This is a genomic window from Azospirillum mesophilum (assembly GCF_053470405.2).
Window position 1 is genome coordinate 58510 of record NZ_JBPXMQ020000033.1, and the last position, 13494, is coordinate 72003.

General features: G+C 68.5%; 16 protein-coding genes. 12 read left to right on the top strand and 4 right to left on the bottom strand.

The features are described from left to right. Positions 1-21 precede the first annotated feature (21 nt). The 9 genes from purE to ACSVC7_RS24765 all read left to right on the top strand — a co-directional run bounded on the left by purE (position 22) and on the right by ACSVC7_RS24765 (position 8502). Entirely contained in the window at positions 22-489 is a 468-nt protein-coding gene (purE, locus tag ACSVC7_RS24725; protein WP_448207384.1) for a 5-(carboxyamino)imidazole ribonucleotide mutase, read from the top strand. Between the two features lies 1 nt (position 490). Continuing rightward, positions 491-1579 carry a 5-(carboxyamino)imidazole ribonucleotide synthase gene (locus ACSVC7_RS24730; RefSeq protein WP_448207336.1) on the top strand — a complete coding sequence of 363 codons (1089 nt, stop codon included), beginning with the start codon at positions 491-493 and terminating at the stop codon, positions 1577-1579. A 433-nt stretch (positions 1580-2012) separates the two neighbouring features. Further along, positions 2013-3098: an inositol-3-phosphate synthase gene (locus ACSVC7_RS24735; protein WP_448207335.1), complete on the top strand. Its 1086-nt coding sequence runs from the start codon at positions 2013-2015 to the stop codon at positions 3096-3098. A gap of 13 nt (positions 3099-3111) precedes the next feature. Beyond that, positions 3112-3726: a histidine phosphatase family protein gene (locus tag ACSVC7_RS24740; RefSeq protein WP_448207334.1), complete on the top strand. Its 615-nt coding sequence runs from the start codon at positions 3112-3114 to the stop codon at positions 3724-3726. Next, the gene (locus ACSVC7_RS24745; protein ID WP_448207333.1) at positions 3723-4799 is read left to right on the top strand and encodes a CgeB family protein; all 1077 of its coding nucleotides are present in this window, start codon (positions 3723-3725) and stop codon (positions 4797-4799) included. The genes ACSVC7_RS24740 and ACSVC7_RS24745 overlap by 4 nt, the downstream gene beginning before the upstream one ends. A gap of 2 nt (positions 4800-4801) precedes the next feature. Further along, entirely contained in the window at positions 4802-5548 is a 747-nt protein-coding gene (locus ACSVC7_RS24750; protein ID WP_448207332.1) for a sugar phosphate nucleotidyltransferase, read from the top strand. Positions 5549-5559: 11 nt separating this feature from the next. Beyond that, a complete protein-coding gene (locus ACSVC7_RS24755) occupies positions 5560-6312 on the top strand; it encodes a TIGR04290 family methyltransferase (protein ID WP_448207331.1) in 753 nt (250 codons plus the stop codon). A gap of 200 nt (positions 6313-6512) precedes the next feature. Next, entirely contained in the window at positions 6513-7424 is a 912-nt protein-coding gene (locus ACSVC7_RS24760) for a glycoside hydrolase 5 family protein (protein WP_448207330.1), read from the top strand. 4 nt (positions 7425-7428) lie between these two features. Next, the gene (locus ACSVC7_RS24765; RefSeq protein WP_448207329.1) at positions 7429-8502 is read left to right on the top strand and encodes a glycosyltransferase; all 1074 of its coding nucleotides are present in this window, start codon (positions 7429-7431) and stop codon (positions 8500-8502) included. A 3-nt stretch (positions 8503-8505) separates the two neighbouring features. On the opposite strand, the gene ACSVC7_RS24770 is transcribed toward ACSVC7_RS24765, so the two are convergent. After that, positions 8506-9588, bottom strand: coding sequence for a GNAT family N-acetyltransferase (locus tag ACSVC7_RS24770; protein ID WP_448207328.1), 1083 nt, complete (start codon positions 9586-9588; stop codon positions 8506-8508). Positions 9589-9686: 98 nt separating this feature from the next. Between ACSVC7_RS24770 and ACSVC7_RS24775 the strand changes: the two genes are divergently transcribed. Beyond that, positions 9687-10175, top strand: a complete 489-nt coding sequence (locus ACSVC7_RS24775; protein ID WP_448207327.1) for a GNAT family N-acetyltransferase — start codon at positions 9687-9689, stop codon at positions 10173-10175. A gap of 81 nt (positions 10176-10256) precedes the next feature. Here ACSVC7_RS24775 and ACSVC7_RS24780 read toward each other — a convergent pair whose 3' ends face one another. The 3 genes from ACSVC7_RS24780 to ACSVC7_RS24790 all read right to left on the bottom strand — a co-directional run bounded on the left by ACSVC7_RS24780 (position 10257) and on the right by ACSVC7_RS24790 (position 11384). Then, positions 10257-10472 (bottom strand): hypothetical protein, encoded by a 216-nt coding sequence (locus ACSVC7_RS24780; protein WP_448207326.1) that lies wholly within the window; start codon positions 10470-10472, stop codon positions 10257-10259. A gap of 162 nt (positions 10473-10634) precedes the next feature. Continuing rightward, entirely contained in the window at positions 10635-11027 is a 393-nt protein-coding gene (locus ACSVC7_RS24785; protein WP_448207325.1) for a TerB family tellurite resistance protein, read from the bottom strand. A 102-nt stretch (positions 11028-11129) separates the two neighbouring features. Further along, the gene (locus tag ACSVC7_RS24790) at positions 11130-11384 is read right to left on the bottom strand and encodes a hypothetical protein (RefSeq protein ID WP_448207324.1); all 255 of its coding nucleotides are present in this window, start codon (positions 11382-11384) and stop codon (positions 11130-11132) included. 185 nt (positions 11385-11569) lie between these two features. Between ACSVC7_RS24790 and fumC the strand changes: the two genes are divergently transcribed. Then, positions 11570-12970, top strand: a complete 1401-nt coding sequence (gene fumC, locus ACSVC7_RS24795; protein WP_448207323.1) for a class II fumarate hydratase — start codon at positions 11570-11572, stop codon at positions 12968-12970. Positions 12971-13184: 214 nt separating this feature from the next. Continuing rightward, entirely contained in the window at positions 13185-13388 is a 204-nt protein-coding gene (locus ACSVC7_RS24800) for a ribbon-helix-helix domain-containing protein (RefSeq protein ID WP_448207322.1), read from the top strand. The last annotated feature ends 106 nt before the right edge of the window (positions 13389-13494 follow it).

Consider the following 13494-nt stretch of genomic DNA (forward strand, 5'->3'; position numbering starts at 1 on the left):
AAGCCGCTGGTCGGCATCATCATGGGCAGCCAGTCCGACTGGACCACCATGAAGCACGCGGCCGAGACGCTGAAGGCGCTCGGCGTGCCGTTCGAGGTCCGGATCGTCTCCGCCCACCGCACCCCGCACCGCCTCGTCGAATACGCCACCACGGCGCGCGAGCGCGGGCTGAAGGTCGTCATCGCCGGTGCCGGCGGCGCCGCCCACCTGCCGGGCATGGCCGCTTCCATGACGCCGCTGCCGGTCTTCGGCGTGCCGGTGGAAAGCCACGCGCTGAAGGGCATGGACAGCCTGCTGTCCATCGTGCAGATGCCGGGCGGCGTGCCGGTCGGCACGCTGGCCATCGGCAAGGCCGGCGCCATCAACGCCGCCCTGCTTGCCGGCTCCGTCATCGCGCTGATGGATCCGAAGGTGGCGGAGGCGCTGGACTCCTGGCGCGCCCGCCAGACCGCCGCCGTGGCCGAAATCCCCGTGGACGAGACCAACTGACATGACGGTCCGGACTCTCCCCCCCGGTTCCACCATCGGCATGTTGGGCGACGGCCAGCTCGGCCGCATGACGGCGCTGGCCGCCGCCCGGCTCGGCTACAAGACCCACGTCTTCGCCCCGGACGCGGAGGGCAGCCCCTGCGCCCAGGTGTCGGCGGCCGTCACCTCGGCCCGCTGGGACGACCTGGACGCGCTGGAGGCCTTCGCGCGCTCCGTCGACGTGGTGACGCTGGAGTGGGAGAACGTCCCCGTCGCCGTGGTCGAGCATCTGGGCCGCTTCGCCCCCGTGCATCCCGGCGGCAAGGTGCTGTCGGTCGCGCAGGACCGCGTGGCGGAAAAGTCCTTCGTCAACGACCTGGGCATCGCCACCGCCCCCTGGCGCGCGGCGCACAGCGCCGACGAGGTCGCCAAGGCCGTGGCCGAGGTCGGCCCGCGCTGCATCCTGAAGTCCACCCGCCTCGGCTACGATGGCAAGGGGCAGGCCCGCATCGAGCCGGGCATCGACCCGGCGGACGCCTGGGCGGCCATCCGCTCCGACGCCGGCATCGTCGAGGGCTTCGTGAGTTTCGCCTGCGAGGTGTCGGTGATCGTCGCGCGCGGCCTGGACGGCGCCATGGCCGCCTACCCCGCCGTTGAGAACCGCCACAAGGACGGCATCCTCGACAAAACCATCGCCCCCGCCCGCGTGTCGGAGGAAACCGCCGCCGAGGCCGAAAGCGTCGCCCGCCGCATCGCGGAGGCGCTGGACCTCGTCGGCGTGCTGGCGGTGGAGATGTTCGTCACGCCGGACGGCGCCGTGCTGGTCAACGAGATGGCCCCGCGCCCGCACAACTCCGGCCACTGGACCATGGACGCCTGCCACAGCGACCAGTTCGAGCAGCTCGTCCGCGCCGTCTGCGGCCTGCCGCTGGGCTCTGTCGACCGCGTGGCCGACGCGGAGATGGAGAACCTGATCGGCGATGACGTGCTGCGCTGGCCGGACCTGCTGGCCGAACCCGGCGCCCGCCTGCACCTCTACGGCAAAGCCGAAGCCCGCCCCGGCCGCAAGATGGGCCACGTCACCCGGCTGTTCCATAAGAAGTATTTGTGACCCTGTATCCCCTCTCCCATTCTCGATACTACGGCATGCCCGCACCCCGCAGATGCGGTAAGGTTTTGAGGAAGCGGCGAAAATAGCCCTTCTCCCCACCGGGGGAGAAGGGTTGGGATGAGGGGGAGCCCCGCCAGGGGCTATAAACCTAGGCATAGCGGTAATTTTCCGGGCTCGCGCCCGTAGTCACCCTCACCCCAACCCCTCTCCCCTCAAGGGAGAGGGGCTTTTACTCGTCACGCCGACAATTTACCGAATTGCAACACTCAAGCATGCAGTAGCATCCATTTCATCTCCCGCCGGAGGCGGGCGAGGGATTTTAAGACGCCCCGACAGTGTCCCCAATGGGCACTCCGTCCGCGTCGGGACGAAATCCGGAACCGCACCGCACACACCTCGTTTTCCAGACAAATGTCTCGGAGCCGAGGGAACGATGACGGGAAAAACCGTGCGGGTGGCGATCGTCGGGGTGGGCAACTGCGCCTCGTCGCTGGTCCAGGGCGTCCACTATTACCGCGACGCCCCCGATGACGCGGATGTGCCCGGCCTGATGCATGTCCGGCTCGGCGACTACCACATCGACGACATCGCCTTTTCCGCCGCCTTCGACGTGTCGGCGACCAAGGTCGGGCGCGACCTGTCGGAGGCGATCGCCGCCGCTCCCAACAACACCATCCGCTTCGCCGAGGTGCCGCCCACCGGCGTGACGGTCCATCGCGGGCCGACGCTGGACGGGCTAGGCCGCTACCTGACCGGCGTGGTGGAGGAATCGTCGCTCCCCGTCGACGACGTCACGGCCATCCTGAAGCGCACGCGCACCGACGTGCTGGTCTCCTACCTGCCGGTCGGGTCGGAGGAGGCGACGCGCTGGTACGCCGAGCGGGCGCTGGAGGCCGGCTGCGCCTTCGTCAACTGTATCCCCGTCTTCATCGCCTCCGATCCCGAATGGGCGCGCCGCTTCACGGAAAAGGGCGTGCCGATCATCGGCGACGACATCAAGAGCCAGGTGGGCGCCACCATCGTGCACCGCGTGCTCGCCAACCTGTTCCGCGAGCGCGGCGTGCTGCTGGAGCGCACCTACCAGCTGAATTTCGGCGGCAACACCGACTTCCTGAACATGCTGGAGCGGGAACGGCTGGAGTCCAAGAAGATCTCCAAGACCCGCGCGGTGACCAGCCAGCTCGGCCATAAGATGGAGGCCGGCGACTGCCACATCGGCCCCAGCGACCATGTGCCCTGGCTGACCGACCGCAAGTTCTGCCACATCCGCATGGAGGGCGAGGCGTTCGGCGGCGTGCCGCTGAACCTGGAGCTGAAGCTGGAGGTGTGGGACAGCCCGAACAGCGCCGGCGTGGTGATCGACGCGGTGCGCTGCGCCAAGCTGGCGCTGGACCGCGGCATCGGCGGGCCGCTGGAGGGGCCAAGCTCCTACTTCATGAAGTCGCCGCCCGTGCAGTTCACCGACGCCGAGGCGCGGCTGCGCACGGAGCGCTTCATCGCGTCCGGCGATCCGTGTTGATGGTGCTGGGCCAATGACCCAGGTCTATCTCGTCCGCCACGCCGACCACGAGTTCGTCGGGCGCGGCCTCGCCGGGCGGATGGACACGCCGCTGAACGAGCAAGGGCGGGCGCAGGCCGACGCGCTCGGCCGCTGGTTCGCGCGGGAGCGGGTGACGGCCGTCTGGTCGAGCCCCCTGCCCCGCACGCGCCAGACGGCGGAGCCGATCGCACGCACGCACGGGCTGCCGGTCCGCACCCATGACGCGCTGCTGGAGGTGGACTTCGGCGCCTGGGCCGGCCGCGACTTCGCGGAGCTGGAGCAGGACCCCGCCTGGCGCCACTGGAACGGCGCCCGCGGCCTGGCCCGCGCTCCCGGTGGAGAGACCATCGCGGAGGTGCAGGCGCGCATGGTCGGCTTCATCAACGGGCTGTGCGCGGAGGACCCGGACGGGTCGCTCGTTCTGCTCAGCCACGGTGATCCGATCCGCGCCGCGCTGGCGTATTACCTCGGTGTCGCCATCGATTTGTTTTTGCGCATCGAGGTCTGTCCGGCCTCGATCTCTGTTCTAGCCATCGACGGATGGACTCCAAAGGTCCTGCGCCTGAACGGCAGCATCGAGGATGGGAGCGTGGCGCCGGCATCATGAAAATCGTCATCTTCGGACTCACCATCAGCTCCTCCTGGGGCAACGGGCACGCCACGCTGTGGCGCGGGCTGGTCAAGGCGCTGGTGCGCCGGGGCAACCGCGTCGTCTTCTTCGAGCGCGACGTGCCCTACTACGCCGAGCACCGCGACCTCTGGGAAATCCCCGGCGGGGAGCTGGTGCTCTATTCCGATTGGGAGAGCGTCGCGGCCGACGCCCAGCGCCACGCCGACGAGGCGGACGTGGCGATGGTCACCAGCTATTGCCCGGACGGGGCGGTGGCCTCGCACATGGTTCTGGGCTCCAAGGCGCAGCGGACGGTCTTCTACGACCTCGACACGCCCGTCACCCTAGCACGGCTGGAGGCGGGGGAGCGGCCCGACTATCTGCCGCCGGAGGGCCTGGGCGGCTTCGACACGGTGCTGAGCTACACCGGCGGGCGGGCGCTGGAAGAGTTGAAGACGCGGCTGGGCGCCCGGCACGTCGCCCCGCTCTACGGCTGGGTGGACCCGGAGGTGCACCGGCCGGTCGAACCGGTGCAGACCTACCTGGGCGACCTGTCCTATCTCGGCACCTACGCGGCGGACCGGCAGGCCACGCTGGAGACGCTGTTCATCGAACCGGCGCGGCGGCTGCCGCGGCGGCGCTTCGTCATCGGCGGGGCGCAGTATCCGGACAGCTTCCCCTGGACCAGCAACATCTACTTCGTGCAGCACCTGCCGCCGGCCGAACACCCGGCCTTCTTCTGCTCCTCCACCCTGACGCTGAACGTCACGCGCGACGCCATGAAGCGCATGGGCTGGTGCCCGTCCGGCCGCCTGTTCGAGGCGGCGGCCTGCGGCGTGCCGCTGATCTCCGACCATTGGGAGGGGCTGGAGGCCTTCTTCGAGCCGGGCCGCGACATCCTCGTCGCCAGGGAAACCGACGACGTGACCACGGCGATGATGCTGCCGCGCGACCATCTGGCCCGGCTCGCCCGCCGCGCGCGGGAACGGACGCTGGCGGAGCACACGGCGGAACGGCGCGTGCGGGAGCTGCGCTCCATCCTGGACATCAAAGGCGGAGGCGACGACTGAGCATGTGGGGCATCATCCCGGCCGCGGGCAGCGGCACGCGCATCCAGCCGCTCGCCTTCTCAAAGGAACTGCTGCCGGTCGGCAGCCGCCTGGACGGCGGGACCGAGCGCCCCCGCGCGGTCAGCGAGTATCTGGTGGACCGCATGGTCAAGGGCGGGGCTGACAAGATCGCCTTCGTCATCGCGCCGGGCAAGTTCGACATCCTGCAATATTATGGCGGGGAAGTGGACGGCGCCGACGTGGCCTACGTCGTTCAACCCCGGCCCGGCGGGCTGTGCGACGCCGTGTTCCGCGCCCGCCACCTGATCCACCCGTCGGAGCCGGTGATGGTCGGCCTGCCGGACACGGTGTGGTTCCCCGACGACGCGCTGGCCGCCCTGCCGGACGACAAGCTCTCCTTCCTGCTCTTCCCCGTGGACCAGCCGGAGTTGTTCGACGCGGTGGTGACCGACGAGCGGTCCCGCGTGCTGGAGATCCAGGTGAAGAGCCCGCAGGCCGCCACCCGCTGGATCTGGGGCGCCTTCAAGATGCCGGGGGCGGTGCTGCACGAGTTGCACGACCTTTGGAAAGCGCGCGAGTGCCGGGACGAATACATGGGCACGCTGATCAACGCCTGGATCGCCGAGGGGGGCGAGGCGGTCGGGGTGCGCGCCGGCACCTCCTACGTCGATGTGGGCACGGTGCGCGGCTACCGCGCCGCGCTGAACCTGCTGAGCGACGGGCTGATGCGGCGCGAGGCGGCGGAGTGATGGAGATGGAGGTGCGCGACTTGACCCCCGACGCGATCGAACGCCGCGTTCGCGAACTCGGCCGCTGGTTCCACAACATCGACCTGAAGGGCGTCCGCACGGCGCCCGACCATTTCCTGGGCGACTATCCCGCCGTCAAGTGGCGGCGCTTCGCCCACGCCATCCCGGAAGACCTGTCGGGCAGGACGGTGCTGGATATCGGCTGCAACGGGGGCTTCTACGCCATCGAGATGAAGCGGCGGGGGGCCGACCGGGTGGTCGCCGTCGATTTCGATGACACCTATCTGAACCAGGCGCGCTTCGCCGCCGAGGTGATGGGCGCCGACATCGAGTTCCGCAAGCTGTCCGTCTACGACGTGGCGCTGCTGAAGGAGAAATTCGACGTCGTTCTCTTCATGGGGGTGCTCTACCACCTGCGCCATCCCCTGTTGGCGCTGGACCTGATTTGGGAGCACGCCGCCAAGGATATCCTGGTCTTCCAGTCCATGCTGCGCGGCCCGGACGTCGTCTTCCCGGTGCAGGACGACTATCCCTTCAGTGAGACCGCGCACTTCGAACGCCCCGGTTACCCGCGCATGGTTTTCGTGGAAAACAAGTACAGCAACGACGAGACCAACTGGTGGATCCCGAACCGGGCCGGCATGGAGGCCATGCTGCGCTCCGCCGGATTCACCATCCTGGAACATCCGGAAGAGGAGGTGTTCGTCTGCCGCCGCGGCGAACGGTCGGAATTCGTGGAGACGGTCCATCCGGCCAGGGGGTGACGCTTTCCTCATCATCCCGCGGCTTTCGACCGTCATCCCCGCGAAGGCGGGGATCCAGACCGAACAGGAACGTCTGTGCGAAGTTTCCTGGATCCCCGCCTTCGCGGGGATGACGGTGAATACAGACGGTTGAAAACGCTATCTCTGAAGAAAGCGCTGAACTGTAAAATTTTCCATAAATGCAAATATAGGGAAGACACATGATCGAAGCGGTGATGCTGTGGAACGAGCCGAACAACAAATCCCATTGGGACTTTCAGATCGACCCGGACTGGAGCCGCTTCGCCGAGATGGTGACCGGCGCCGCCGACGCCATCGCGGAGGTCAACCCGCACCTGCCCAAGGTCCTGGGCGGCATCTCCCCCATCGATCCGGCCTTCATGACCAACATGAAGGAGCGCGGGGTGCTGGACCATCTGGACGCGGTCGCCGTGCACGGCTTCCCGCTGGACTGGAACCACTGGCAGATCAACGACTGGCCGGACAAGCTGAAGGAGATCCAGGCCGTCACCGACCTGCCGGTCTGGGTGTCGGAGGTCGGCATCTCCACCTTCGGCGCGGAAGAGGTGCAGGTCTTCGGGCTGCAACGCACCGCCGAGCTGTTGCGCGGCCGGGCGCCGCGCGTCCACTGGTACAGCCTGTTCGACCTGCCGCGCGCCTGGCCCGCCACCACCCGCCACCGCGAGGCGGAGGGGTCGTCCTACTACCGGCATTTCTACATGGGTCTGGTGCGCGAGGACGGGACGGAAAAGCCGGCCTACGAAGAATTCCGCAAGGTCGCGCCGGACTTCGGTCTCTGCCAGTGGTTTCACTTCCAGGACCACCGGCTGGACGAAGGCGTGCAGCGCATGAAGGATCTGGGCGTCACCTACCTCCGCACCGGCCTGAGCTGGGCCGACAGCTTCCGCGACGGCGCGCTGGACTGGTTCGACCGGCAGATGGAGGCGCTGGCCGACTTCAACGTCACGGTCACCTTCTGCTTCACGCCGGAGCATCGCGGCATCGAGCCCCATCACACCAGCCCCCCCCAGGTGAAGGAGGAGTTCGCGCAGTTCTGCGCCGACATGGTGCGGCGCTACGCGCCCGCCCCAGCCACCATTCCCGCGGGGTAAGGCGATGGAACTGACCGTACTCAGCGTCGGCTCTCCCTTCTCCCCGGTCGGAGGGGAGAGCGATGGCGCGCCCGAACAGGCGGTGGCGGCGATCGACGCCGCGTTGGTGCGCGCCGGCCACCGCTCCGTCGTCATCGCGCCGGAAGGGTCGGCCGTGGCGGGGACGCTGATCGCCCTGCCCCGCGTGCAAGCCAGCCTTCAGGGCGCCACCCCCGACGAGCGCGCGCGGGCGGCCGTGATGCGCCGCGTCGCGACCGTGGTGGCGCAGGCCGTGGAGCAGCACAAGGCGGACCTCGTCCATCTGCATGTCCGCGACTTCACCACCCTGCTGCCCCCGCCGGGCGTACCGGTCCTGGCGACCCTGTACGAGCCGCTGGACCGCTACCCCGCCGAGGCGCTGAGGCCCGACCGGCCCGGCACGCACCTGAACGGCGTCTCATCCGCGCAGAGCCGCAACGCCCCGCCGGGTGCCGCGCTGCTGCCGCCCATCGAGGTCGGCGTGGCGGTGGACCGGCTGCACATCCGCGTGCCGAAACGCCGCTTCGCCGTCTGCCTGGGCATCATCGAGCGGGACAACGGCTTTCACATCGCGCTCGACGCCGCCCGGGAGATCGACATGCAGCTCCTGCTCGGCGGCGAGTTGTCGCGCGCGCCGGAGGAGCAGGCCTACCTGCAGGACGAGATCCGGCCGCGGCTCGACTCCAAGCGCCGTTTCCTCGGGCAGGTCGGCTTCGCGCGCAAGCGCTGGATGCTGGGGGCGGCGCGCTGCCTGCTGGCGCCCAGCCTGACCGCCGAGCCCACCCCCATCGCCGCCCTGGAGGCGCTGGCCTGCGGCACGCCGGTGGTCGCCTTCCCGGCCGGCGCCCTGGCCGACATCGTGGAACCGGGGGTCACCGGCTACCTCGTGAAGGACGCAGGGGAGATGGCCCAGGCCATCGAGGACTGCGAGACGCTGGACCCCGAAGTCTGCCGCGCCGTCGCCCGCGCCCGCTATTCCCTGGACAGCATGGCCGAGCGCTATCTGGCGCTGTACGACGAATTGTTGGCCGGGCGGGCACGCGCGGTCGGGGTGGCGTAGGCGTCAGCGCGGCCCGTACAGCTTCGCCATCAGCACATGGTCGGCGAAGCGCCCGTCGATGAGCGCGTGACGCCGCGCGACGGCTTCTTCCTGGAAGCCGTGGGTCTGGTAGAAGCGGCGGGCGCGGGTGTTGTGGCCGAAGACCCAGAGCGCCAGCCGGTGCAGCCCGCGCGCACGCACCCAGGCGTCGGCCACCGTCATGAGCCGGGAGCCGACGCCGTTGCGCCAGTGTTCCCGCCGCACCGCGATGCCGAGCCCGGCCTCGTGCGCGGTGCGGGCGTAGGCGCCGGTCCACAGCGATAAGGACCCCACAACCTCCCCCTCCACCACGGCGACAAAAGTGGCGGTGCGGTCGCCGATGCGCTGTTCGGCCAGGAAGCGGCGCGTGGACGCCACGTCCGGCAGGGATTCGGCGACGGTGCGCAGGAGGAAGTGCGTTTCGGTCCGCACCGCGCGGTCGTAGGCGAGGTAGGCCGCGGCGTCGGCGGGTGCCGCGGGGCGGATCTCCAGCCCGGCGATCGGGGCCGGCGGCAGCGAGTCCAGCGTCAGGTCCGGCCAGTCGGGAATGTCCTCCCCGCCGATCAGCTTGCCCATCAGCCGCTCGCTCCGCCACGCGCCGCCGACGCGCAGGGTGTCGCGCATGCGGCCCTCGTCCAGGAAGCCCAGGCGGTCGTAAAGCGCGCGGGCGCGCCCGTTCTCCTCGGCGACGGTCAGTTCCAGCCGGTGCGCGCCGATGCGGTGCGCCCAGGCCTCCGCCGCGCCGAACAGGGCGGTGGCAATGCCCTGCCCGCTCCGCGCGCGCAGCACGCCGACGGAGAGGAGCACCACGCCCCGGTTGCGCCGGTACCGCCCGCCATGTGCGCTGAGGAAGCCGACGAGCGTGCCCCCGTCGTCGGCGACGAGGATCGTGGCGTTGTCCGAGGCGAGGAAGGCCGCGAGGTCGCGCGCCCAGAAGGGACGCTCGCCGGGTTCGCGCGGCAGGAAGTCGGTCTCGGCGTCCAGCCGCGCCACGAGGGCGAGCAAGGCGTCCCGGTCGCTCGGGCGGGCTTCGCGGATGCTGGGGAGGGAACTTGGAAGGGAACTCATGCCCCGCAGCCTAGGCTTGCACGGGCGTCCTGGCAAAGGGCGTTGTTCCGGCGGGAGCGCGCGGCTATCGTCGCGCTCCCGTTGGAATTGGAGCCGACATGCCCACCGTGTCCATCCGTCCGGCCGTCGAGGCCGACTGCCCCGTGATCCTGCGCTTCGTCCAGGAATTGGCCGAGTTCGAGAAGGAACCCCACGCCGTGAAGGCGACGGAAGAGGATTTCCGGCGCGACGGCTGGGGCGAAAACCCGGTGTTCGAAGCGCTGATCGCCGAGCTGGACGGCGCCCCGGTCGGCTTCGCCCTGTGCTTCCGCAATTATTCGACGTGGCTCGGGCGGGCCGGGATCTTCGTGGAGGATTTGTACGTGACGCCCGAAGCGCGCCGGTTCGGCGTCGGGCGCAAGCTGCTGGCGGCGGTCGCCCGCCGTGCGGTGGAACTGGGCTGCCAGCGCGTGGACCTGAACGTGCTGCACTGGAACCCGGCGCGCGACTTCTACGACCGCATCGGATTCCGGCATCTGGAGGAGTGGCTGCCCTACCGCCTCACCGGCGAGGCGATCGCGGCGCTTGCCGCCCAGGCGGAGGGGTGATCGTTTCCGGTGTCGGGGCCGGTCAGCCGCCGGCCCGACACCGTCGCCACCCCCGTCGTCTGAACTCTGAAGCCCGGCCTTTCAGGCCGCCTTCACCAGCGACGCGGCGTTCAGCAGATCCAGGTAGCCCGCGCGCTCTTCGCGCAGCGTGGCGAGCAGATCGTACAGGCTTTCGCGGACGAACGGGTCCTTCTGTCCGTCGATCTTGTTCTGGGTGATCTGAATGAACTCATCAACCAAGCTGATGTGGACGCGAGAGGAAGTGGTAACCATTTCGACGTTGGCGGTGGCGATCATTTGAAAAACTCCCTTAGGTCTTGTGTGTTCGTGATGGGTGTATTTGGCCAGATGCCGGTTAACGACTTACTAACGAGGTCATAGGGCAGCCCGCGTCTTGAGTGGTAACACTATGACCCGGAAATAGGCGGCCGAATTACACCTTGGGATTACCCCTTTCCTTCAGAAGCCGAACTGCGTCGGGCTGAGATTCAAGGATTCACAAAGACTTCGCGCCATCGCGACCTGTGCCGGCGACAGGCGGTCGCCTCCGCCAGCGGCGTTAACGCAAGCCTCGATGACCCGTTTGGCGGCGTTAACGTCCCCTTTGATCCGGCGGAGTACACCCATCGCGTCGGCGGTGCCGGCGGTGGTGTCGTCACGGATGTGGCGGGCGTGTTCGTCGAAGACGGCGGCGGACGGTTCATCGTCGCGCAGCAGGGCGCGCAGGCGGTCGCGGAGGCCATCGCTGTCCGCGCCATCGGCCGTGGCAAGCAGCGCGCAGCCGGCCGCGACCGCCTGCGCCTCCTCACCGCTGGGGCCACTTGGGCCGCCTGGAATGTCGTTGGAAGGCATTCGCCGCTCCCCCCGATGGTCCGTGCCGTCCGTCAACAGGCGGCGGGGGGAGCGGTTTCGCCCAAAAATGTGGGTCTGAAATTCAGGCCTGGATTTCGGGGCTTAAGCGGCCCGGGCCAGCCGTTCGATGGCCGCGTACATGCTGTCGGCCCGTTCCAGCGCGCGGGCGACCATCTCGTCGAACAGGTCGTTCACGAGGCTCGCCATGCGCACCGGCGCGCCGCCGAGCTGCGGCCCCTCCATCAGCAGGGAGCCCTCCTCCCCAGGACCGACGATGCGCCAGCCGCGCGCCTTCATCTCGGCCACGCGCGCCTTGGCAATGAACGCACGCACGGTGTCCGAAGCGAACTCGCCCATTCGATTCCCCCATGGCCAGACGGTTGGTCTCGACCGACGGTAACGAAAGCTCGGGAACGAAACAAGAACAATTTAGCGTAGGGTGGGTTTTGCGCGGTATTCCCCTTGCCAGGGGCGCTTTTGCGGAAAAAATTCGCTGACCGAAGCGACATTCAACCCAAGGCCTTCAACCCAAGGACATGGCCATGACCGGCACCAGCGGCGCGCGCACGGAAACCGACAGCTTTGGCCCGATCGACGTTCCCGCCGACCGGTATTGGGGGGCGCAGACGCAACGCTCCCTGCAGAATTTCCGCATCGGGGGGGAGCGCATGCCGGCCCCGCTGGTGCGCGCGCTGGGCATCCAGAAGAAGGCCTCGGCGCTCGCCAACATGGCGCTGGGGGTGCTGGACCAGCGGCTGGGCCGCGCCATCGTTGAGGCGGCGGAGGAGGTGATCGACGGCACGCTGGCCGACCATTTCCCGCTGGTGGTCTGGCAGACCGGCTCCGGCACGCAGTCGAACATGAACGCCAACGAGGTCATCTCCAACCGCGCCATCGAGAAGCTGGGCGGCGAGATGGGCTCCAAGAAGCCGGTGCACCCCAACGACCACGTCAACATGGGGCAGTCGTCCAACGACAGCTTCCCCACCGCCATGCACATCGCGGCGGCCGAGCAGATCCACCACGAGCTGCTGCCGGCACTGGAGCATCTTCACGCCGCCCTGGTGGCGAAGGCCGACGCCTTCAAGGACATCGTGAAGATCGGCCGCACCCACCTCCAGGACGCGACACCCCTGACGCTGGGGCAGGAGTTTTCCGGCTACGCCACGCAGGTGGCCTATGGGATCGAGCGGGTGAAGGCGTCCCTGCCCCAGCTCTACCGGCTGGCCCAGGGCGGCACGGCGGTCGGCACCGGACTGAACGCCAAGGCCGGCTTCGCCGAAGCCTTCGCGGAGGAGGTGGCCAACATCACCGGCCTGCCCTTCGTCACGGCGGAGAACAAGTTCGAGGCGCTGGCGACCCACGACGCGCTGGTGGACGCGCACGGCAGCCTGAACACGCTGGCCGTGTCCCTGATGAAGATCGCCAACGACATCCGGCTGCTGGGCTCCGGCCCGCGCTGCGGCATCGGGGAGATTTCGCTGCCGGAGAACGAGCCCGGCTCCTCCATCATGCCCGGCAAGGTCAACCCCACCCAGTCGGAGGCGATGACCATGGTCTGCGCCCAGGTGATGGGCAACCAGACCACCGTCAGCATCGCCGGAGCCACCGGCCATTTCGAGCTGAACGTCTTCAAGCCGGTGATCGCCTTCAACGTGCTCCAGTCGATTCGCCTGCTGGCCGACGCCTGCGTCAGCTTCACCGACAACGCCGTGGTGGGAATCGAGGCCAACCGCGAGCGCATCGGCCAGCTTTTGAACGAAAGTTTGATGCTGGTCACCGCGCTGAACCCGCACATTGGCTATGACAACGCGGCCAAGATCGCCAAGAAGGCCCACAAGGAAGGCACCACGCTCAAGCAGGCGGGGGTTGCGCTGGGCCTGCTGACCGAGGAACAGTTCGACCAGTGGGTAAAGCCGGAAACGATGGTGAGGCCAAGGTGACCGTTGGAGGGACTGATTTCCCCTCTCCCATCCCCGATGGGAGAGGGAGGGACCCATGGCAATGCCATGGGAGGGTGAGGGCAAGGTCAGTCCGAGAATTCAGGAGAAGCGAGCGCAGGATTCCCGGAAAAACCTTGCCCTCACCCTCCCACGCCTTCGGCGCGGGCCCCTCCCTCTCCCGCCGGGGGCGGGCGAGGGGTTTTGGCGCCGCCCGATGAAAAAGCGCTCCGTCCTGATCGCCGGGCACCCGACCAGCGTGTCCCTTGAGGAAGAGTTCTGGGAGGCGCTGAAAGGCGTCGCGCAGGCGCGCGGCAGCTCGGTCAACGCGCTGATCGAGGAAATCGACCAGACCCGCACCGGCAACCTGTCCAGCGCCATCCGCGTGTTCGTGCTGAACGCCGTGCAGGGCCGGGCCTGAACGCAGGGCGATTCAGAGAAGGTGGATGAATTTCGGGTGACGCGAGTCGTCAGTTGATTCACAAGGCTATCGGCAGGGACCGAGCCGGAGAGTCGGAGCGATGACG